At 60.4% G+C, this 20,177-nt stretch carries 19 protein-coding genes; 14 read left to right on the forward strand and 5 right to left on the reverse strand.

Features of this window, described 5'->3' with window-relative positions:
* Positions 1 to 117: 117 nt before the first annotated feature.
* Complete coding sequence (locus ACP151_RS01775; RefSeq protein ID WP_424977119.1) at positions 118 to 501, forward strand: DUF899 family protein; 384 nt, start codon at positions 118 to 120, stop codon at positions 499 to 501.
* A gap of 70 nt (positions 502 to 571) precedes the next feature.
* Here the strand turns inward: ACP151_RS01775 and ahcY are convergent, their stop codons facing one another.
* Both ahcY and ACP151_RS01785 read right to left on the reverse strand, forming a co-directional pair.
* Positions 572 to 1,960, reverse strand: coding sequence for an adenosylhomocysteinase (gene ahcY / locus ACP151_RS01780; RefSeq protein WP_424977120.1), 1,389 nt, complete (start codon positions 1,958 to 1,960; stop codon positions 572 to 574).
* 150 nt (positions 1,961 to 2,110) lie between these two features.
* The gene (locus ACP151_RS01785; protein WP_424977121.1) at positions 2,111 to 2,425 is read right to left on the reverse strand and encodes a hypothetical protein; all 315 of its coding nucleotides are present in this window, start codon (positions 2,423 to 2,425) and stop codon (positions 2,111 to 2,113) included.
* A 233-nt stretch (positions 2,426 to 2,658) separates the two neighbouring features.
* On the opposite strand from ACP151_RS01785, the gene ACP151_RS01790 reads away from it, so the two are divergent.
* Positions 2,659 to 3,255, forward strand: a complete 597-nt coding sequence (locus ACP151_RS01790) for an HD domain-containing protein (protein ID WP_424977122.1) — start codon at positions 2,659 to 2,661, stop codon at positions 3,253 to 3,255.
* A 334-nt stretch (positions 3,256 to 3,589) separates the two neighbouring features.
* Here ACP151_RS01790 and ACP151_RS01795 read toward each other — a convergent pair whose 3' ends face one another.
* Complete coding sequence (locus tag ACP151_RS01795) at positions 3,590 to 4,144, reverse strand: ActR/PrrA/RegA family redox response regulator transcription factor (protein ID WP_424977123.1); 555 nt, start codon at positions 4,142 to 4,144, stop codon at positions 3,590 to 3,592.
* A gap of 79 nt (positions 4,145 to 4,223) precedes the next feature.
* Positions 4,224 to 4,844: an SCO family protein gene (locus ACP151_RS01800; RefSeq protein ID WP_424977124.1), complete on the reverse strand. Its 621-nt coding sequence runs from the start codon at positions 4,842 to 4,844 to the stop codon at positions 4,224 to 4,226.
* Positions 4,845 to 4,961: 117 nt separating this feature from the next.
* Here ACP151_RS01800 and regB point away from each other — a divergent pair, with 117 nt between their 5' ends.
* From regB to ACP151_RS01850, 10 genes are all read left to right on the forward strand, one after another.
* On the forward strand, positions 4,962 to 6,356 hold the full coding sequence (regB, locus tag ACP151_RS01805) for a sensor histidine kinase RegB (protein WP_424977126.1): 1,395 nt from the start codon (positions 4,962 to 4,964) through the stop codon (positions 6,354 to 6,356).
* An 89-nt stretch (positions 6,357 to 6,445) separates the two neighbouring features.
* Positions 6,446 to 7,993: a PAS-domain containing protein gene (locus tag ACP151_RS01810; RefSeq protein ID WP_424977127.1), complete on the forward strand. Its 1,548-nt coding sequence runs from the start codon at positions 6,446 to 6,448 to the stop codon at positions 7,991 to 7,993.
* Between the two features lie 48 nt (positions 7,994 to 8,041).
* On the forward strand, positions 8,042 to 8,518 hold the full coding sequence (tsaE, locus tag ACP151_RS01815) for a tRNA (adenosine(37)-N6)-threonylcarbamoyltransferase complex ATPase subunit type 1 TsaE (protein ID WP_424977129.1): 477 nt from the start codon (positions 8,042 to 8,044) through the stop codon (positions 8,516 to 8,518).
* A complete protein-coding gene (locus ACP151_RS01820; protein ID WP_424977130.1) occupies positions 8,515 to 9,513 on the forward strand; it encodes an aminoglycoside phosphotransferase family protein in 999 nt (332 codons plus the stop codon). Before tsaE ends, ACP151_RS01820 begins: the two co-directional genes overlap by 4 nt.
* Complete coding sequence (locus ACP151_RS01825; RefSeq protein WP_424977131.1) at positions 9,513 to 10,205, forward strand: nucleotidyltransferase family protein; 693 nt, start codon at positions 9,513 to 9,515, stop codon at positions 10,203 to 10,205. The genes ACP151_RS01820 and ACP151_RS01825 overlap by 1 nt, the downstream gene beginning before the upstream one ends.
* Complete coding sequence (gene addB, locus ACP151_RS01830; RefSeq protein ID WP_424977132.1) at positions 10,195 to 13,128, forward strand: double-strand break repair protein AddB; 2,934 nt, start codon at positions 10,195 to 10,197, stop codon at positions 13,126 to 13,128. Before ACP151_RS01825 ends, addB begins: the two co-directional genes overlap by 11 nt.
* Positions 13,125 to 16,478 (forward strand): double-strand break repair helicase AddA, encoded by a 3,354-nt coding sequence (gene addA, locus ACP151_RS01835; protein ID WP_424977133.1) that lies wholly within the window; start codon positions 13,125 to 13,127, stop codon positions 16,476 to 16,478. Before addB ends, addA begins: the two co-directional genes overlap by 4 nt.
* Positions 16,479 to 16,542: 64 nt before the next feature.
* Positions 16,543 to 16,863, forward strand: coding sequence for a thioredoxin (gene trxA, locus ACP151_RS01840; protein ID WP_424977134.1), 321 nt, complete (start codon positions 16,543 to 16,545; stop codon positions 16,861 to 16,863).
* A 148-nt stretch (positions 16,864 to 17,011) separates the two neighbouring features.
* A complete protein-coding gene (locus tag ACP151_RS01845; protein ID WP_424977135.1) occupies positions 17,012 to 17,359 on the forward strand; it encodes a Lin0512 family protein in 348 nt (115 codons plus the stop codon).
* Positions 17,356 to 17,721 (forward strand): Lin0512 family protein, encoded by a 366-nt coding sequence (locus ACP151_RS01850; RefSeq protein ID WP_424977136.1) that lies wholly within the window; start codon positions 17,356 to 17,358, stop codon positions 17,719 to 17,721. Before ACP151_RS01845 ends, ACP151_RS01850 begins: the two co-directional genes overlap by 4 nt.
* Before the next feature lie 67 nt (positions 17,722 to 17,788).
* On the opposite strand, the gene ACP151_RS01855 is transcribed toward ACP151_RS01850, so the two are convergent.
* Positions 17,789 to 17,980 (reverse strand): DUF1127 domain-containing protein, encoded by a 192-nt coding sequence (locus ACP151_RS01855; protein ID WP_424977137.1) that lies wholly within the window; start codon positions 17,978 to 17,980, stop codon positions 17,789 to 17,791.
* Positions 17,981 to 18,182: 202 nt separating this feature from the next.
* Between ACP151_RS01855 and hslV the strand changes: the two genes are divergently transcribed.
* Together hslV and hslU are read left to right on the forward strand one after the other, a co-directional pair.
* Positions 18,183 to 18,740: an ATP-dependent protease subunit HslV gene (hslV, locus tag ACP151_RS01860; RefSeq protein ID WP_424977138.1), complete on the forward strand. Its 558-nt coding sequence runs from the start codon at positions 18,183 to 18,185 to the stop codon at positions 18,738 to 18,740.
* 62 nt (positions 18,741 to 18,802) lie between these two features.
* Entirely contained in the window at positions 18,803 to 20,116 is a 1,314-nt protein-coding gene (gene hslU, locus ACP151_RS01865) for an ATP-dependent protease ATPase subunit HslU (RefSeq protein WP_424977139.1), read from the forward strand.
* Positions 20,117 to 20,177: the final 61 nt, after the last annotated feature.

The following is a 20,177-nucleotide window of genomic DNA, read 5'->3' on the forward strand; positions in this document are numbered from 1 at the left end:
TGCTCACGGCAACCGGTTTCACTGCGGGAACAGTAAGGCCTCTTGACAGATTGCGACTCTATTTAGCGTAATTGTTAATTATAGATATCACCGGTCAGGAAAGGCACGTCATGCCCGATGTGCGCCGCCTTTCTGGATGGCTGGCGCGGGCAGGTGTCCCATCTTCAGGCCCGCATGGCGATTGCCGTTGTCGCGCAATCCTCGCCGGAACGGCTGGCGGCGCTGCAGGCGGAAAAGAACTGGCAGGAGCTGCCGCTCTACTCTGCCGAAGGCACCCGCTACCAGCAGGACTATCTGGGTGAAAACGACGAGGGGGCGCAATTGCCGATGCTGCATGTCTTTACCCAGTCAGATGACGGCATCCGGCATTTCTGGGGATCAGAGATGCTGTTTGAGCCCAGCCCCTGGCAGCCGCGTCATGTCGATGCGCTGTGGCCGATGTGGAACCTGTTCGACCTTACTCCCGATGGGCGTGGTGATCACATGCCCGGTCAGCGCTGACCCGCTCAACCACATAAAAAAGCGCCGCCGGATTGCTCCAGCGGCGCTGATCTTTGGCAAGTACTGCCGCTTAGTAGCGGTAGTGTTCCGGCTTGAACGGGCCTTCCGGCTTGACGCCGATGTAGGCGGCCTGTTCGGCGCTCAGCTCAGTCAGTTTAACGCCGATGCGGCCCAGGTGCAGGCGAGCGACTTTTTCGTCCAGATGCTTGGGCAGGATGTAGACGTCGTTTTCATAGTGATCGCCGCGGGTCCACAGTTCGATCTGTGCCAGCACCTGGTTGGTGAAAGAGGCCGACATCACAAACGACGGGTGGCCAGTGGCGTTGCCAAGGTTCAAGAGGCGGCCTTCGGACAACAGGATCAGACGGCTGCCCGAGGGCATCTCGATCATGTCCACCTGATCTTTGATGTTGGTCCACTTGTGGTTCTTCAGCGCGGCGACTTGGATTTCGTTGTCGAAATGGCCGATGTTGCCGACGATGGCCATGTCCTTCATCTCGCGCATATGCTCGATGCGGATCACGTCCTTGTTGCCGGTGGTGGTGATGAAGACGTCGGCGGTGGCGACTTCATCTTCCAGCAGGGTGACCTCAAAGCCGTCCATGGCGGCCTGCAGGGCGCAGATCGGGTCGGCCTCAGTCACTTTGACACGGGCGCCGGCGCCGCGCAGCGAAGCTGCTGAGCCTTTGCCCACATCGCCGTAACCGCAGACCACGGCAACCTTGCCGGCCAGCATGGTGTCAGTGGCGCGGCGGATGCCGTCGACCAGCGATTCCTTACAGCCGTATTTGTTGTCGAACTTGGACTTGGTGACCGAGTCGTTCACGTTGATTGCCGGGAACGGCAGCTGGCCGTTTTTCTGCAGCTCATACAGGCGGTGAACGCCGGTGGTGGTCTCCTCGGACACGCCCAGGATCGCATCGCGGGTCTTGGTGAACCAGCCAGGGGAGGCTTCCATGCGCTTGAGGATCTGCGCCTTGATAACGGCTTCTTCCTCGGACTGCGGCACCGGAATGATATCCTCGCCTGCTTCGGCGCGGGCGCCCAGCAGCACATAGAGGGTGGCGTCGCCGCCATCGTCCAAGATCAGGTTGGCGCCCTCAGGGAACATGAAGGATTTATCGAGGTAATCCCAATGCTCCTCCAGGGTCTGGCCCTTGATCGCAAAGACCGGAATGCCGGCCTCGGCAATTGCCGCTGCGGCATGGTCCTGGGTCGAGAAGATGTTGCAGGATGCCCAGCGCACATCTGCGCCCAGCGCCACCAGCGTTTCGATCAGAACCGCAGTCTGAATAGTCATGTGCAGCGAGCCGACGATGCGCGCGCCTTTCAGCGGTTTGCTGTCGCCGTATTCCTTGCGCAATGCCATCAGGCCCGGCATTTCTGTTTCAGCGATATCCAGCTCTTTGCGGCCAAAGCCTGCCAGCGCGATGTCCTTGACGATATAATCCCCGGCCATAGTCTGCTCCATTCCGGTTACGAGTACACTTGATGCAGGGCCTAGCATTGCAATAGTTTATATTCAACGAAGATACCCGAGACCGGAGCCGAGGGCTCAGGCATTTCATCACTCGCCAGGTAGAAGAAAGAGCCTGCAATGCAGGCAAAGTCAGCTTGGCGTGCCTGGTTCCGGCGCTTTATCTGCTATCTGGAAAAAGGACGATCCGGTTGCAACAACGCAACTGATCCCGTTTGCATGAGTGACCAAAACCGTAAAAGTACCGGTTTCGTCAGATGACCAAACTTCTATCATTGTCGCTTCAGCCCGGCTTTTCTGCAGACCGCCGGCCGTAAGCCGTTCGGAGTAGCCGCTTTCCAGTCTTTGCGTCATAACCTCGCGGTTACCGCAGCTGGCTGCCAAGGCTGGCGGCGCTGTCGCAGCCATGCCGAACAACAGGGAAAGACCTAGTAAACGCTTGAACATGACAAACTCCTTTCTGTTGCGTGTCTGTTCGCAAAAGGGGTTTGCCGCAGGGAGGGGGCGGTGCCCCTTGTGTACCTATGATATTGGGGCTGACGGCAGGGTTTTCAAACGCACGCGGTATAAACTGCCCGTTTTAATCTGTGTTCGCGCAAACAGGTTTTGATCCGGGGAACATTGCTCTGCTCACCTTCAGAGGGTAGTCAAATACCCGAGTACAGCGACAGGACACCCCCATGCCCGCGAAACCTGCCCGGGCCTGGCAGCGTATGCTGTCCGGCCGCCGCCTGGATCTTCTGGACCCAACGCCAATGGACATAGAGATTGAGGATATTGCCCATGGGCTGGCATTTGTGGCGCGGTGGAACGGGCAGACACGCGGGGATTTCGCCTATTCGGTGGCAGAGCATTCACTGCTGGTCGAGGACATCTTTAGCCGGATGCAGCCCAGAGCACCCGTCAAATGGCGGCTGGCGGCGCTGCTGCATGATGCGCCGGAATATGTGATCGGCGATATGATTTCACCAGTGAAGGCTGCGGTCGGGCCGGGATACGAGGATCTGGATCAGCGGCTGACTGCGGCCATTCATCTGCGGTTCGGTCTGCCTGCCGCCCTGCCCAAGACCGTCAAGGCGCAGATCAAGCGCGCCGACAAGGTCAGCGCCTGGATGGAAGCGGTGCAGATCGCCGGGTTCTCAAAAGCAGAAGCCAGCAAATTCTTTGGCCGTCTGAATGCGGAGATTGCCGAAGGCCTGCAGATCCGCCTGCGCCCGCCGGTAGACGTGCGGCAGGATTTCATTGCCCGGCACCAGGCGCTGTTGCAGCAGATGTAGCCGACAACGGGTTCCTTCCGGCCGGGGGCTGCCCTGCCGGTGTGCACTTATTGTCCTGCTGCCTGTCCTGCGAAAAAATGTCGGTAAGTTGAGGATGGCGGCGCCGCCATGGGGCGGAGGCGGGACGGGAGGGTCGCTCCCGCACGCGAACGTCGTCTGTGCGTGCCCGTGCCAATGGGCCCTGTTCCATGATGCCGGGGGTGTCAGGCCCGGCGATGACCGCGATCACTTGGGACTATGCCCCAGGCCGCTTAAAATCGCGTGAGGCCACCGTGCGCAGGCAGCGCAACACCCTGTCGGCGCCGCAGGGATCACGGCGCCTGCTGTGGAACGCTCAGCGCGGGCTGCGCTTGGCCAGAATCCGCTGCAGGGTACGGCGGTGCATGTTCAGCCGCCGCGCCGTTTCCGAGACATTGCGGTCGCACAGCTCATAGATCCGCTGGATATGCTCCCAGCGCACCCGGTCGGCGCTCATCGGGTTTTCCGGCGGCGGCGGCAATTCATCGCCAGTGGACAACAGAGCGTTCATGATGTCACTGGCATCGGCCGGTTTGGACAGGTAATCGGTCGCGCCGATTTTGACCGCCGCCACCGCTGTGGCAATCGCCCCATACCCTGTCAGGACCACAACCCGGCTGTCCGGGCGCTTTTCTCGCAGCACCTCGACCACATCCAGGCCGTTGCCATCCTCAAGCCGCAGATCAACCACCGCATAGGCCGGCGGGCGGGCGGTTGCGATAGCACTGCCTCCAGCTACAGAGCCCGCGGTTTCCACTTCAAAGCCGCGTTTTTCCATAGCCTTGGCCAGGCGCCGCAGAAACGGCTCGTCATCATCGACGAGCAACATTGTCTTGTCGGGTCCAATTTCCTGCATAACAGTTTCGGCCATGCCCGGTCCTCCGCGCAGCTTTATTTATTCATGCAAGAATATGACCGGGCAGGGGAAAAGGTCAAACAGCTATCCTGCTTCAACTTTTTTCAACGAAACAGGCGGTTTTCTCTGCCATCTGCTCGGCTGTTTCATCGCGGCGGAAGAACTCTACGAAGCCTTCCTCAGGCAGCACGAGATAGGAGAATGTAGAGTGATCTACGAGATAGTAATCCTCATCCCCGTCGTTCTTCTTGAAGTAGGTTTTGTAGGCCTTGCTGGCGGTCTTCACCTGCTCCAGAGAGCCTGTCAGCCCAATCATCTTTTCATGCAGGTTGGCAGCGAAATCCCCAACGGCTTCAGGCGTATCGCGGTCCGGGTCGATGGAAATGAACACTGGTGTTGCACTGATTCCGCGCTCTGCCAGAACGTCAATCGAATCTGCGTTGCGAGCTGCATCCATAGGGCAGACATCCGGGCAGAAGGTGTAGCCGAAATAAACGATGGAGGGCTCGGTGATCACGTCCTTGTCGGTGACAGTCTCCCCCTTCGCATTCACCAGCTCGAACGGTCCGCCGATAGTGTCTGCTCCGCCTGCAATCTGGCTGCTGCGGCACTGCGCGAATTTGTCACCCCCACCGCCCCCGCGGGTCATGAACCAGGCGCCACCCACCAGGGCAGCGACAAAAACAGCAGCTAGAAGAGCATAAAGGCGGGTCATGGGATCACACTTTTCATCAGGGAAGGGTTGTTGATCGTTTGCGGCGCCAGACCTATCAAGAATTACAGCCGATGCAACTGACGCACGGCGTCACATCTGCGGGAGCACCGAAGCCGAATGAGCGATCGCCTTTTCATGCTGCAAAGCAGCCACGATCACAGCCATTGGGTCCGGTTGCGGACACTGATCCTGCTGCGCTGGGTGGCAATTGCCGGGCAAATCTCAGCGATCGCGGTGGCGCAGCACCGGTTCAATCTGCAGCTGGAGCTTGGGCTGTGCTATCTGGCAATCGGGATTTCCGCCGCCGGCAACCTGATTGCCATCTTTGCGTTTCCGGAAAACAAACGCCTCAGCGAGTTCGAAAACTTCCTGATGGTTCTGTTCGATCTGCTGCAACTGGCCTTTCTGGTCTATCTGACCGGCGGGCTGAACAATCCCTTTGCGTTGCTTGTGCTGGGACCGGTGACAATTTCCGCAGCGGTGATGGGTTTGCGTTCGACCCTCATCATCGGGGCGACCGCTATTATCCTGGTTACCCTTATGGCCGAGTTCCACCTGCCACTGCGGACCGAGCAGGGGTTTGTCCTGCGCATCCCGGATGTGTTCATTTTCGGCAACTGGATCGCAATCGTCATCGCAATTCTGTTTATCGGTGCCTATTCCTTCAAGGTCAGCAACGAGATGAGACTGATGTCAGATGCGCTGAGCGCCACCCAGCTGGCGTTGTCGCGCGAGCAGAAGCTGACCGACCTGGGCGGTGTGGTCGCGGCGGCAGCGCATGAGCTGGGAACGCCGCTGGCCACCATCAAGCTGACCAGTGCTGAACTGATCGAAGAACTGGAGGACCGGCCGGAGCTGCGCGAAGATGCTGCCCTGATCCGCGAGCAGGCCGACCGTTGCCGGGATATCCTGCGCGCCATGGGCCGGGCCGGCAACGACGACCTGCACTTGCGACAGGCACCATTTTCAACACTTGTGACAGAAGCGGCTGAACCGCATATGAACCGGGGCAAGGCTGTTCTGTATCATGAGGAACCGTTGGAAGGCGGAGATTACCAGCAGCCTACGGTCCTGCGGAAACCGGAAATCATCCACGGGCTGCGCAATCTGGTGCAGAATGCGGTCGATTTCTCCAAATCCGCGGTCTGGATCGATGCCGCCTGGGACAACGAACGGATCGTTCTCAGAATCAGCGATGACGGACTGGGGTTTCCACCGCATCTGCTGGGCCGTATCGGCGACCCTTTCGTGCGCCGCCGCCGCGGCGAAAGCGAGCTGAAGCAGCGCCCCGGATACGAAGGCATGGGCCTTGGCTTGTTTATCGCCAAGACTCTGCTGCAACGTACCGGCGCGCAGCTGAGGTTTGCCAATGGGTCTGACCCTCACCAGACCCTTATCCCAGGAATCAAACGGCAAGGCGCCATCATCGAAGTTGTCTGGCCGCGCATCAAGATCGACGCAATGGCAACAGGAGGGCCTGTGACAGGGAAAAATATACCGTTAGAAATTTAACTATTCACTTTTAGGAAACCAATTAAACTTCATTTAACCATTTTTAGGGAACCATGCTGTAAAACGAGAGCTGAACTAGGCAGGAAAACATGCAGAATTTCGCGTCGATCGAATTGTTTGTACTGGCTGCACTGTGCGCCGCCACAGCCGCAGCCGCGGTCTGGTGGCTGTCGCCTTCCCCCCGCCGCAACAGTATGGAACAAGACCTGCTGACCGCCGACGGCCGCACTGATGCTGTTTTTCTGTTTGACGACAGCAGCCTGATCGGTTGGTCTTCTGGCGCCCGCAAATTCATTGGCGATCAGGCCGAAAACTTTGATTGGAGCATGCTGCGCGATCAGCTGGCCCGCAGTTACCCCGGCCTGCCGCAGTCGCCCGGATATCTCAAAGACGTGGGGCCGCTGGTGCTGTCCGGCACTGCCGCTGCAGAAAGCCGCGAGGCGCATTGCGAATGGATCGATGGCGTGACCCGTGTGCAGCTGCGCCGCAGCACTGTGGAAGAGCACAACAAGTCTCTAAATCAGGAATTGACGACCTTGCGCGCCGCCGTGCATCAGGCGCCCTATCCGGTCTGGCTGCAATCCGAAGAAGGCAGCGTCACCTGGTCCAACCTTGCCTATGACAATCTCAGTCAGAAGATCCGTGGCCGCAGCACGGATGTTGCCGAGCCTTTGTTCACCGATCTGCATGATCCGATGACCAGTGGCAAACCGGAACGGATTTTCATCCCTCTGCCGGACAGTGGCAAAAAACTTTGGTACAACGTGTCGACCACCGAAACCGAGGCTGGCTGGCTGTGTCATGCGGTCGATGTGAATGCTGTCGTTGACGCAGAGGTCGCCCAGCGCAACTTTGTTCAGACTCTGGCCAAGACCTTTGCCCAGCTGTCGATTGGCCTGGCTATCTTTGACCGCAACCGTCAGCTGGTCCTGTTCAATCCGGTCCTGATTGATCTCACTGCGCTGTCTGCAAACTTTCTCAGCTCGCGCCCCAACCTGCTGACCTTCTTTGACCGCCTGCGCGATCAACGGATGATGCCGGAACCCAAAAGCTACTCCAGCTGGCGCCATCAGATGGCGGACCTTCTGGAAGCCGCTGCGGAAGGCCGTTACCAGGAAACCTGGTCGCTACCGTCGGGCTCTGTCTACAAAGTCTCTGGTCGGCCGCACCCGGATGGCGCTATCGCTTTCCTGTTCGAGGATATCACTGCTGAAGTCTCCCTGACCCGCCAATTCCGCTCTGAACTGGAGATGGGCCAGTCAATCCTGGATCATATGAACGAAGCCATTGCAGTTTTTGCCAATGACGGCAGCCTCAGCTTTTCCAACAGCGCCTATGACAACCTTTGGCAGATGGACCCCGATTCCAGCTTTGCCAAAGTGTCGATCATGGATGCCAGCCGGATCTGGCAGGACACCTGCGTCCCCACCCCGGTTTGGGGAGAGATCCGTGACTTTGTAGCAGGCTGTGAAACCCGCGATCCCTGGTGGTCCAATGTTCAGCTGCGCGATGGCACCCGGAAGATTTGCAGAGTGTCCGCCATTCAGAATGGTGCCACCATGGTATCCTTCCGCTCTCCGGAAACCGCCGCCCTGCCGGACACACAGGAACGCTTCCCAGCCTCCACCCAGGGCTGAACGGGAAACCGGCTTGCAGCATCTTCGCGGCGGCGCCATTGTACCGCCATGACCACACACTCTGCGGCCTGCACGCTGAATTCGCCTGAAGAAACGGCCAAGCTGGCCGCCCGTATCGCCGGAGCCCTGCGCCCCGGCGATTGCCTGTTGCTGGATGGCGTCATCGGGGCCGGCAAGACCCATTTCGCGCGCCATCTCATCCAGTCTTTGTTGGAAGTTCCAGAAGACGTGCCATCGCCAACCTTTACGCTGGTGCAAACATACGATGTGCCTGCAGGCGAGCTGTGGCACACTGATTTATACCGGCTGTCTTCTCTGGATGAGCTGGAAGAGCTGGGTCTGACCGACGCATTTGACACCGCAATCTGCCTGGTGGAATGGCCCGGCAAGCTGCAGGAGCTGACGCCGCCGCACGCCCTGCGTCTGCAGTTGGCGCTTGACCCGAAAATCGAAGACCGCCGCCAGCTGACATTCAGCTGGAGCGACGCAAAATGGCAGCCTCTCATGGAGCGCATCTTCGCATGATTGACCGAAAGACCCTTTGCGAGAAATTTCTGTCGCAGACACCCTATGTCGACTGGCAGCGCGGTTTGCTGGCCGGCGATGCCTCTAACAGGCGTTACGAACGGTTGACCGGACCAGACGGCAGAACCGTCGTCCTGATGGACGCCCCCCCGGAGAAAGGCGAGGACGTGCGCCCCTTTGTGCGCATAGCTGACTATTTGCGGACGCAGGGGCTGAGTGCGCCTGAAATTCTGGCGCAGGATGCTGTGCATGGCTTTCTTCTGCTGGAAGACCTTGGCGACGATCTGTTTTCCCGTGTGATCCAGCGGGAACCGGCCTTGGAAAAAGAACTCTACGAAGCCGCAACGGATGTTCTTGTGGCCCTTCACCAGGCTCCGATGCCGAAACTGGAACCCTATGGGCCAAGATTGATGGCGGAAATGTCCGGGCTGGCATTGTCAAAGTACCGGACAGGCATTCTGGGTCATTGCGATCCGGGTCTGCAGTCCCGTTTCGAAGACCACTTCGAGGACATTCTGCGCGACACCGTCAAAGGCGATCCGGTTCTGGTGCAGCGGGATTATCATGCTGAAAATCTCCTGTGGCTGCCGGACCGGACCGGCGTCGCGCGCGTCGGCCTTTTGGATTTTCAGGATGCGCGCGCAGGCCACCCTGCATTTGATCTGATGTCGCTGCTCCAGGACGCGCGCCGCGACGTCCCTGCCGGAATAGAAATGCAAATGATCAGCCGCTACATTGCTGCCGCCAATATGGACGAATCCGGTTTCCGCACCGCCTATTCCGTTTTGAGCGTGCAGCGGAACATGCGCATTCTCGGCGTGTTTGCACGGCTCAGCATCGACTATGGAAAACCGCATTATGTGACCCTGATACCGCGGGTCTGGGATCACTTTATTCGCGGGCTGGACCACCCTGCGCTGGCGCCGGTGGCAGACCTGTTGCGTGACAGCCTGCCTGCACCCTCTCCGGAAAACCTGGACAAGCTGAGGCCCTGATGCTGCGCTCCCCTGAAGCTGTGATGCTGTTTGCCGCAGGGTTTGGCACCCGGATGCGGGAGCTGACCCGCGACAAACCCAAGCCAATGATTGAAGTTGCAGGCCAACCTTTGGTTGCCCACGCCCTGACATTGGCCAAAGCTGTGGAGCCGGCCCGAATTGCAGCAAACCTGCACTACAAACCTGAGCCGCTAAAAGCCTTTTTAGAGCCTGAAAATGTCTTGTTGAGCCATGAAGCGCCCGCGATCCTCGATACCGGTGGCGGCCTGCGCCATGCCCTGCCCCTGCTGGGAGACGGACCGGTTTTCACCATGAACACCGATGCCATCTGGAAAGGCCCGAATCCGCTGCAACTGGCGCGGGATGCCTGGAAACCGGAGCAGATGGATGCGCTGCTGGTCTGTGTACCCACCGAACGCACAGTAGGCCGCACTGGCAGCGGCGATTTTTCGGCGGATGCCGCGGGCCGCATCAGCCGCGGCGGCAATCTGGTTTATGGCGGGGTGCAGATCCTGAAAACGGATGGCCTGCATCAAATTGACGAGCAGGTGTTCTCGCTGAATGTGCTGTGGAACAAAATGGCTGCGGACAACCGCCTGTTTGCGCTGGAATATCCCGGCCGCTGGTGCGATGTGGGCCACCCCGAAGGAATTACCTTGGCCGAGGAGCTGATCGCCGCAGATGATGTTTGAACCCAGCAGCACCCCGCGCGTCTTTGCCCTGCCCTGCGGGGTCGATTTCCCCCGCGCGCTGGTCGAAGGGTTGCGCAGACGCTCTCAAGACCTGCCGCCCGAGGCACTGGCCCGGGCCGAACTGATCGTCAACACCTCCCGCATGGCGCGGCGGGTGCGGGCGCTGTTTGACGGTGGCCCTGCCCTTCTGCTGCCGCGGATGCTGATGCTGACGGATCTGGCCCAGCGCGCCACGCTGGAAGGGCTGCCGCCCGCCCTGCCCCCGCTGCGGCGCCGGCTGGAGCTGTCGCAGCTGATTGCCAAACTGCTGGACGCGCAGCCCGATCTCGCCTCGCGCGCCTCGCTTTATGATCTGTCCGACAGCCTTGCGGCACTGATCGACGAGATGCAGGGCGAAGGCGTCAGCACCGATACGATCCGCGGTCTGGATGTGTCCGACATGTCCGGCCACTGGGCACGGGCACAGGCCTTTATCGGAATTGCCGATGAATTCACTGGCCTGCATGAAGGCGCAATGGATGCCCAGGCCCGCCAGCGGCAGGTGGTGCTGAACCTGATCAGGCAGTGGCAGGACGCGCCGCCGCAGCATCCGGTGATCCTGGCCGGCTCCACCGGGTCGCGCGGAACAACGCTGCTGCTGATGCAGGCTATCGCCCGTCTACCGCAGGGCGCCGTGGTGCTGCCCGGGTTCGACTTTGACCAGCCTGCACATGTCTGGAGCGGGCTGGATGATCCGATGATATCGGAAGATCATCCGCAGTACCGCTTTCACAAGCTGATGAAAGATTTGGAGATTTCGCCGGCGGATGTGCGACCGTGGACCGCTGCGTCACCGGTTTCGCCCGAACGCAACCAGCTGGTGTCACTGGCCCTGCGCCCTGCCCCGGTCACCGACGCCTGGATGAGCGAAGGCCCACAGCTGACCGGGCTGGACCGGGCCGCAGAAAACGTCACGTTGGTCGAGGCCCCGAGCCCGCGTGCTGAGGCTTTGGCGATTGCCTTGCGCTTGCGCCAGGCAGCGGAGGACGGCCAGACCGCTGCGCTGATTACCCCGGATCGGATGCTGACCCGCCAGGTCTCTGCAGCACTGGACCGATGGGACATCCTGCCCGACGACTCAGCCGGCCAGCCGTTGCAGCTGTCTCCGCCCGGCCGTCTCCTGCGCCATGTGGCGGGTCTGTTCTGTAAGCCGCTGGCTTGCGACAGTCTTTTGACTCTGCTGAAGCATCCTCTGTGCCATGATGGCGCCGGCCGCGGTGACCATCTGCGTCAGACCCGCGAGCTGGAGCTGTCCCTGCGCCGGAATGGTCCTCCATTCCCGGATGCCCAAGCCTTTGCCGGATTTGAAACCGGCCGGGAGCTGACACCCGGCTGGACTGCATGGCTGTCTGCCTGCTTTGCAGATCAGCACGGTGCAGGCACTCTGCCTCTGACCGATTGGGTCGATCGGCTGCGCAGTCTAGCCGAACGCATCGCCTCTGGCAGCCAGGCTGAGGGCGCCGGCACACTCTGGGACAAGAAGGCGGGCCAGGCCGCGCTTGCCTGCATCGAAAACCTGGAAGCTGAAGCCCCCTTTGGCGGTGAGATGAGCGCGCGCGATTTTGCGGATCTGCTGGGCGCATTGCTGAGCCAGGGCGAAGTGCGCGACTGCGACGCGCCCTATGGTTCGATCATGATATGGGGCACGTTGGAGGCACGTGTCCAAGGGGCCGATCTGGTGATCCTTGGCGGCCTCAACGAGGGCAGCTGGCCCGAGGCCGCCTCTCCCGATCCCTGGCTGAACCGCCAGCTGCGCAATCAGGCGGGACTGCTGCTGCCGGAACGCCGCATCGGCCTGTCGGCGCATGATTTTCAGCAGGCCATTGCCGCGCCCGAGGTCTGGCTGACCCGTGCCGAACGGTCGGAGGAGGCCGATACCGTCCCTTCACGCTGGCTGAACCGGCTGATCAACCTGCTGTCCGGCCTGCCCGAACAAGGCGGCCGCGATGCGCTGGCGGCCATGCGGGCCAAGGGCCGACAGTGGCTCGGCTGGGCTGAAACGCTGGAAGAACCGGCGCCGATTCCGCAGATGCCGCGCCCGTCTCCGCGCCCGCCGGTGGCCAGCCGCCCGCGCCGGCTGACAATCACAGAAATCCCCCGGCTGATCCGCGACCCCTATGCGATATACGCCAAACATGTGCTGCGGCTGAGGCCGCTTAATGCTTTGGTGCAGGAACCCGACGCCCTGCTGCGCGGCATCGTCGTGCATGAGGTGTTTGAGCATTTCATTAAGGAAGCCCAGGCCGATCCCTCTCTGCTGACCGCTGAGCATCTCATCGCCAAGACCGGCGCGCTGCTGGACATACACGTGCCCTGGCCGGTTGCCCGCATCCTGTGGCACACCCGCATCCGCAAGATCGCTGCGGATTTCGTGCTGGCCGAGCAGGAACGCCAGTCCCGTGCAAAACCAGTGGCGTTTGAGGCCAAAGGCAGCGCCCGGTTGAATCCATTGGACTTCACCATCGCCTGCCGTGCCGACCGGATTGACATGGACGACCGCGGCTTCCTGCATCTTTACGACTACAAGACCGGCGCGCCGCCTTCGGAAGCCCAGCAGAAGAAGTTTGACAAACAACTGCTGATCGAGGCTGCGATGGCCGAGGAAGGCGCCTTTGAAGACCTCGGGCCGGCCGAAGTCGCCCGTGCCTTGTTCATAGGATTGGGCAGCAAGATGAAGGAAGTGCGCGCACCGCTGGGCGAGCAGCCACCTGCCAAGGTCTGGGAAGAGCTGCGCACCCTGATCGGGGCCTATTTCGAGCCTGAACAAGGCTATTCGAGCCGGCGCATGGTGCATCGGGATGACATTGCCGGCGATTTTGACCATCTGGCGCGCTACGGCGAATGGGACCGCAGCGCCACGCCGCAGCCAGAGGATCTGACATGACCATTCGCGATGCCGCCTCTGAGGCGCAGTTCAGGGCCGCCCGCCCCGATGCCTCGACCTGGCTGGCGGCAAATGCCGGCTCGGGCAAAACCAAAGTGCTGACCGACCGGGTTGCACGGCTGCTGTTGAAGGGCGTGCAGCCGCAGCACATTCTGTGTCTGACCTACACCAAGGCCGCGGCCAGCGAGATGCAGAACCGGCTGTTCAAGCGCCTCGGCGAATGGGCGATGCTGGGCGATCAGGCACTGATTGCAGCCCTGACCGAACTGGGCGAGATCAACACCGCCGACGAAGATCTCGCCAAAGCGCGGACATTGTTTGCCCGCGCCATTGAAACGCCGGGCGGGCTGAAAATCCAAACCATTCACTCGTTCTGTTCGTCGCTTCTGCGCCGTTTCCCGCTGGAGGCCGGCGTCAGCCCTCAGTTTTCCGAAATGGACGACCGGGCGGGCCAGTTGCTGCGCGCCGAAATCATGGAAGATTTTGCCCAAGGCACAGAGGCTCCGCTGGTGGATGCGCTGGCGCGCCATGTCAGCGACAGCGATTTCGAAACCCTGACCGCAGCCATCTGCCAACGCCGCGCCGGTTTTGGCGAACCGATGGATTGGGACGGGCTGTTGCAGCTGTTCGATCTGCCTGAAGGGTTTGATGAGTCCGCATTGGAAGCGTTGGTCTTTTTGGGCGGAGAAGAAGAGCTTCTACAGCGCACCCGCGAGATGCTGGGGCAAGGCGGTGCGACCGATCAGAAAGCCGCTGCCAAGCTGACCGGTATCACCGTGCCAACGCTTGGTGATCTGAGTACGCTTGAAGGCATCTTTCTGACCGGCGCCAGCGCCAAAGAGCCATTCACCGCCAAGGTCGGCAAATTCCCGACCAAGAAGCTGCGCGAATCTCATCTGTCGCTGATGGACCAGCTGGAACCGCTGATGCTGCGGGTTGAAGCTGCCCGCGCCAAACGCCTGGGGCTGACTGCGGCGCGCAAGAGCCACGGCCTGCACCGTTTTGCCGCAGCCTTTCTGCCGGAGTACGAGCGCCGCAAGCAGCTGCGCGGTTGGCTGGACTTTGACGACCTGATCCTGAAGGCCCGGCAATTGCTGAACGACCCGGGCGTGGCGGCCTGGGTTTTGTACCGGCTGGATGGCGGTATCGACCATATCCTGGTGGATGAGGCGCAGGACACCAGCCCGGTGCAATGGGACGTAATCGAGAAGCTTGCACAGGAATTCACGGCCGGCGAGGGCGCGCGTTCGGACGTCGAACGCACCATCTTTGTGGTCGGTGACAAAAAGCAGTCAATCTACTCCTTTCAGGGCGCGGACCCCGACGCTTTTGACCGAATGCAAGAGGAGTTCGGCAAGCGGTTGGCGGAAACCGGGGCAGGGCTGCAGGATGCCTCGCTGGATTTCTCTTTCCGTTCCTCAGCGGCGATCCTGAAACTGGTCGATCTGGTGTTCAAAGACAGCCCCCGCGCAGGTTTCCGCAAGGAGGCGCTGCACCGTGCCTTTAAATCTGATCTGCCGGGCAGGGTGGACCTGTGGCCGGTGGTCGAAAAGGTCGAGGATGACGAAGACCCCGACTGGACCAGCCCCGTCGACCGCCCCAGCAGCCGCCACCACACGGTGATCCTGGCCGAACGTATCGCGCGTTCGATCAAGGAGATGATCGAGACCGGCGTGACGATCCCCGAGGATGGATCTGAACGCGGCACTTTCCGGCGCCGGCCTGTGACGGCCGGTGATTTCCTGATCCTTGTGCAGCGCCGTTCAGAGCTGTTTTCGGAAATCATCCGCGCTTGCAAGAAGGCAGAATTGCCCATCGCCGGCGCTGACCGGCTCAAGGTCGGAGCGGAACTCGCAGTCAAAGACATTGCGGCGCTGCTGCGCTTTCTGGCTCTTCCAGAAGACTCTTTATCTCTGGCAGAGGCTCTGAAATCGCCGCTGTTCGGCTGGAGCGAGCAGGCGCTGTTCGATCTCGCGCACCGGCGCGAGGCGATGTACCTGTGGCCTGCGCTGCGCGGGCGGGCAGGGGATTTCCCGGAAACCATGGCGGTGCTGAATGACCTGCGCGCAAATGCGGACTTCCTGCGGCCCTTTGACCTGATCGAGCGCATTTTGACCCGCCACGGCGGTCGCCAGAAGCTGCTGGGCCGGCTGGGGCCAGAAGCCGAGGACGGCATCAACGCGCTGTTGTCGCAAGCGCTGGCTTACGAGCGCACCGATGTACCGAGCCTGACCGGGTTTCTGGTCTGGATGCAGACGGACGATCTGGAGATCAAACGACAGATGGGCGCCGCCGGTGACATGATCCGGGTGATGTCGGTGCATGGTTCCAAAGGGTTGGAGGCGCCAATCGTCATTCTGCCGGACACTGCAAAACGGCGGCCACCCACGGATCCAGAGATCATGCTGGCGGGCGGCACCCCGGTTTGGAAGGTACCCAAAGAGCAGATGCCTGCCGCCATGCTGGCCGCACGTGAGACGGCACAGGAAAAGCTGCAGAATGAGCGGCTGAGGCTCTTGTATGTGGCTCTAACCCGCGCAGAGAAGTGGCTGATCGTGGCCGCCGCCGGTGATACTGGTGAACCGGGTGACAGCTGGTACCGCATGGTTGAAGGCGCCCTGCACGAAGGCTGCGCCATGGAATGCGTGACTGGAGGCGGCACCGGCCTGCGCTTACAGCATGGCGATTGGGACGGGCTGCCACTGGACGTTCCGACTGCCGTAGCGGCTGAAACGCATAGCCTGCCTGAAGTTTTCACCCGCATCGCTCCTGCCTATGCAGCGCCGGCGCCAGCCCTCAGCCCTTCGGACCTGGGAGGCGCCAAAGCCCTGGCCGGGGATCAAGGACTGGATGAAACAGCAGCCAAGGCTCGCGGCAGCCGGCTGCATCTGCTGCTGGAACACCTGCCGGGTCGGGCCGAGGAAGATTGGCCGCAGCTGGCACAGAACCTGCTGCAAAAATCCGATGACACCGCTGAATTGCTATGTGAAGCAACCGCTGTGCTGAAGAACCCGGATCTCTCGCATATTTTCCACCCCGACACGCTGGCGGAGGTGCCGGTCACTGCGGACCTGCACGGCAGCCGCCTGCATGGCATTATCGACCGGCTGATTGTCACACCGGAAAAAGTCGTCGCGGTGGATTTCAAATCGAACGCCACAGTGCCAGAAACTGCTGAGCAATGCCCCGAAGGCCTGCTGCGCCAGATGGGTGCCTATGCCCATGCGCTGAGACAGATCTACCCGGACCGGGCGGTTGAGACCGCGCTGCTGTGGACCCGCACCGCGATCCTGATGCCGCTTTCGCACGACCGCGTTACTGCAGCACTGCTGCGGCGGATGGAACCTTGACGATCCGTTAAGCCGTACATAGGTTCCAACTCCAGTTGCCACATAACTCCATGGAGACATGCATATGTCCACCGTTGCCGTCACCGACGCCACCTTTGACGCCGAAGTCAGGAACTCCGAGATCCCCGTTGTGGTGGATTTCTGGGCTGAGTGGTGCGGTCCCTGTAAGCAGATTGGCCCCGCTCTGGAAGAGCTGGCCGCAGAATTCGATGGCAAGGTGAAAATCGCCAAGGTCGATGTTGACAGCAACCCGAACTCCGCTGCCGCCATGGGCGTTCGCGGTATCCCGGCGCTGTTCCTCTTCAAAGACGGTCAGGTGGTTTCCAACCGTGCAGGCGCTGCTCCGAAGGCTGCGTTGCAGACCTGGATCGAAGAATCGATCTAAACCTGATCCAAGACAGATTTCCAAAGGCTGTCCCTCGCGGGATGGCCTTTTTTGTTTGTTACTGGCCCAGCCATTCGCGACAAACTGGCTCTTTTCTTAACCTTCCAAGCCTGTGACGGTCCGGACGAATGCAATTTCAGGAGGCAGTATGGCCAAGACACGGGTACTGGTGGAATTCGGCATGGGCACATCGCTCAGGCGGGAGGATTACACCGAAGCCGCCCGCCGCGCGATCAAGGATGCACTGTGGCACAACTCCGTCAACATGGCGGAGCTGTTTGAGTTCCGGAAGGAAGACATGATCATCGACGCCGAGATCGGCGTGCAGAAACCGGAGGCCGTGGACACTGAGGCGCTGAAGGAGATCTTCCCCTATGGCCAGCCCAGCATCCGGGTTGTGGAAGGCGGGCTGAACATCGAGAAGCCCCACGGCGGCCGCACAGTGATCGCCAATGCAGCCGTTGTCGTGTCCTTTGATATGGAGGCTGCACAATGAGCGAGAAACGGATCATCCTGGAAATGGGCATGGGCAATGATCTTTACGGCCAGGACTATACCAAGGCCGCACGGCGCGCGGTACAGGACGCGCTGCATCACTCCTCAATCACCTTGTTTTCCAAGCTGGGGATCGACCACAGCGAGATGCGTGTCGACGTGACCATCGGCGTGCAGCAGCCAGAGGCGGTGGATTGCGATCTGGTGGCCACAGACCTGCCACGGGGCCGGGCCAGTGTCCGCGCCGTCAAGGGGGGTCTGGATGTTGAAGATGCCGCGGCCGAAACCCGGCACGTGGTTGCAACCGCTGCAATCGAAGCCTGGCTGCCAGACCAGGCCGGAAAGTATAAAATCAGCGGTTGAACCAGGCCCTGAACGAAGAAAGCCGCCCGGAATGGGGCGGCTTTTGAATTTGGTGCTGATCGATGAATTACAGCGATGCGATGTCGCCGCGGTTCAGGCCGATGTCTTCCAGCTGAGCGTCCGACAGCTTGTCCAGAGCGTTGCGGGTCTGGCGGGTTTCGTTCCACTCAACGATTGCGTTTTTCACGTTGATCACGGTATCGACCACGCGGAGAACGGTGACTGCTCCGAGCGGCGCGTAGATGTTTGCTGTAGTCATTGCGCTAGTCCTTCTTAGAAACAGCCGACCCTGTGCCGGTTGTGAGCCCCATGTAGGATATGCGACCGAGTCTCACAATTGCTGGATTCTCAGTCCCGATCTGCACCCATTGCATACCGTATGCAGCTGTATCCTCCGCATCCAATCCCTTGTGCCCTGCAGGTGATGGTTCCATATAGAGAGCAGAAATTTGGAGGCATGAATGGCAGACGATCAATTCCCAGGCTGGCACGGCACCACCATTATCGGCGTGAAGAAGGATGGCGAAGTTGTCATCGCCGGCGACGGCCAGGTGTCGCTGGGCCAGACCGTGATCAAGGGAACCGCCCGCAAGGTACGACGTCTGTCACCCGGTGGCTTTGACGTGGTGGCGGGATTTGCCGGTTCGACTGCAGATGCGTTTACCCTGCTCGAACGTCTGGAAGTGAAGCTGGAAGCCACACCGGGCCAGCTGGCCCGCGCCAGTGTTGAATTGGCCAAGGACTGGCGCACCGATAAATACCTGCAAAAGCTGGAGGCGATGCTGATCGTCACCGACGGCAAGGACATGTTTGTGATCACCGGTGCCGGCGACGTGCTGGAACCAGAACATGATGTCGCTGCCATCGGCTCCGGCGGGAATTTTGCCCTGGCAGCTGCCCGCGGCATGATGGACAGCGATAAATCCGCCGAAGCTGTGGCCCGCGACGCCATGGCCATCGCCGCTGATATCTGTGTCTACACCAATGGAAACCTGACCGTCGAAACCATTGGCGGCTGAGAATTTTCCGCAAAATTCTTAGCAGAACTTTTCTCAGAAGTTTTGCCCCGGAAAGGACTGACATGACCGATCTGACCCCCCGCGAAATCGTCTCGGAACTGGACCGCTTCATTATCGGCCAAAAAGAAGCCAAGCGCGCCGTTGCCGTGGCCCTGCGCAGCCGCTGGCGGCGCAAGCAGCTGGCCGACGATCTGCGTGACGAGGTATATCCCAAGAACATTCTGATGATCGGCCCCACCGGCGTCGGCAAGACAGAAATTTCCCGCCGCTTGGCCAAACTGGCCCGCGCGCCTTTCATCAAGGTTGAAGCCACCAAGTTCACCGAAGTCGGATACGTAGGCCGCGATGTGGAACAGATCATCCGCGATCTGGTGGACAGCGCCATTGCCCAAACACGCGCGTTCATGCGCGACGACGTTAAGGCTAACGCTCGTAAAGCCGCCGAAGACCGTGTGGTGGAAGCCATTGCCGGCACTGATGCCCGCGAAGCCACCCGCGAGATGTTCCGCAAGAAGCTAAAGGCCGGGGAACTGGACGACACTGTGATTGAGCTGGACGTCGCCGACACATCCAACCCGATGGGCAATATGTTCGACATCCCCGGCCAGCCCGGCGCAGGCAATATGGGTATGCTGAACCTCGGCGATCTGTTCGGCAAAGCCATGGGCGGGCGTACCACCCGCAAAAAATTGACCGTTGCCGAAAGCTATGAAGTGCTGATCAGCGAGGAAGCCGACAAACTGCTGGATGATGAAACCGTGACCCGCACAGCTCTGGAATCAGTCGAGCAGAACGGCATCGTGTTTCTGGATGAGATCGACAAGGTTTGCGCCCGTCAGGAAACCCGCGGCGGTGACGTCAGCCGGGAAGGGGTCCAGCGCGACCTTTTGCCTTTGATTGAGGGCACCACTGTCAGCACCAAACACGGACCAGTCAAAACCGACCACATCCTGTTCATCGCCTCCGGTGCCTTTCATATCGCCAAACCCTCTGACCTGCTGCCAGAGCTGCAGGGCCGTTTGCCGATCCGCGTAAACCTGCGGGCGCTGACCGAAAAGGACTTTGTCCGTATTCTGACCGAAACAGACAATGCGCTGACCCGGCAATATACTGCCCTCATGGGCACCGAAGAAGTTGCTGTGACTTTCACCGAGGATGGCATTGCCGCGCTGGCCAAAATTGCCGCCGAAGTGAACCAGACCATCGAGAATATCGGTGCCCGGCGGCTTTATACTGTGATGGAAAGGGTGTTCGAGGAACTCTCCTTTACTGCCCCTGACCGTTCGGGTGAGGCCGTCACGGTGAACGCCGAATTCGTCAAGAAGAACCTGGGCGAGCTTGGCCGCTCTGCGGATGTCAGCCGTTACGTGCTGTAGATTGCCAAGGCAGCCCGCATCCTCTGGACAATAACGGCAGGTCCGGTAGCCTGCCGTTATT

The sequence above is a fragment of the Leisingera sp. S232 genome (assembly GCF_049800895.1).
Classification (GTDB): domain Bacteria; phylum Pseudomonadota; class Alphaproteobacteria; order Rhodobacterales; family Rhodobacteraceae; genus Leisingera.

What these genes read in the sequence shown, in the direction of transcription:
- ACP151_RS01775 (WP_424977119.1), top strand. Translation starts at nt 118, where the DNA reads ATGTGCGCCGCCTTTCTGGATGGCTGGCGCGGGCAGGTGTCCCATCTT.
- ahcY (WP_424977120.1), bottom strand. Translation starts at nt 1,960, where the DNA reads ATGGCCGGGGATTATATCGTCAAGGACATCGCGCTGGCAGGCTTTGGC.
- ACP151_RS01785 (WP_424977121.1), bottom strand. Translation starts at nt 2,425, where the DNA reads ATGTTCAAGCGTTTACTAGGTCTTTCCCTGTTGTTCGGCATGGCTGCG.
- ACP151_RS01790 (WP_424977122.1), top strand. Translation starts at nt 2,659, where the DNA reads ATGCCCGCGAAACCTGCCCGGGCCTGGCAGCGTATGCTGTCCGGCCGC.
- ACP151_RS01795 (WP_424977123.1), bottom strand. Translation starts at nt 4,144, where the DNA reads ATGGCCGAAACTGTTATGCAGGAAATTGGACCCGACAAGACAATGTTG.
- ACP151_RS01800 (WP_424977124.1), bottom strand. Translation starts at nt 4,844, where the DNA reads ATGACCCGCCTTTATGCTCTTCTAGCTGCTGTTTTTGTCGCTGCCCTG.
- regB (WP_424977126.1), top strand. Translation starts at nt 4,962, where the DNA reads ATGAGCGATCGCCTTTTCATGCTGCAAAGCAGCCACGATCACAGCCAT.
- ACP151_RS01810 (WP_424977127.1), top strand. Translation starts at nt 6,446, where the DNA reads ATGCAGAATTTCGCGTCGATCGAATTGTTTGTACTGGCTGCACTGTGC.
- tsaE (WP_424977129.1), top strand. Translation starts at nt 8,042, where the DNA reads ATGACCACACACTCTGCGGCCTGCACGCTGAATTCGCCTGAAGAAACG.
- ACP151_RS01820 (WP_424977130.1), top strand. Translation starts at nt 8,515, where the DNA reads ATGATTGACCGAAAGACCCTTTGCGAGAAATTTCTGTCGCAGACACCC.
- ACP151_RS01825 (WP_424977131.1), top strand. Translation starts at nt 9,513, where the DNA reads ATGCTGCGCTCCCCTGAAGCTGTGATGCTGTTTGCCGCAGGGTTTGGC.
- addB (WP_424977132.1), top strand. Translation starts at nt 10,195, where the DNA reads ATGATGTTTGAACCCAGCAGCACCCCGCGCGTCTTTGCCCTGCCCTGC.
- addA (WP_424977133.1), top strand. Translation starts at nt 13,125, where the DNA reads ATGACCATTCGCGATGCCGCCTCTGAGGCGCAGTTCAGGGCCGCCCGC.
- trxA (WP_424977134.1), top strand. Translation starts at nt 16,543, where the DNA reads ATGTCCACCGTTGCCGTCACCGACGCCACCTTTGACGCCGAAGTCAGG.
- ACP151_RS01845 (WP_424977135.1), top strand. Translation starts at nt 17,012, where the DNA reads ATGGCCAAGACACGGGTACTGGTGGAATTCGGCATGGGCACATCGCTC.
- ACP151_RS01850 (WP_424977136.1), top strand. Translation starts at nt 17,356, where the DNA reads ATGAGCGAGAAACGGATCATCCTGGAAATGGGCATGGGCAATGATCTT.
- ACP151_RS01855 (WP_424977137.1), bottom strand. Translation starts at nt 17,980, where the DNA reads ATGACTACAGCAAACATCTACGCGCCGCTCGGAGCAGTCACCGTTCTC.
- hslV (WP_424977138.1), top strand. Translation starts at nt 18,183, where the DNA reads ATGGCAGACGATCAATTCCCAGGCTGGCACGGCACCACCATTATCGGC.
- hslU (WP_424977139.1), top strand. Translation starts at nt 18,803, where the DNA reads ATGACCGATCTGACCCCCCGCGAAATCGTCTCGGAACTGGACCGCTTC.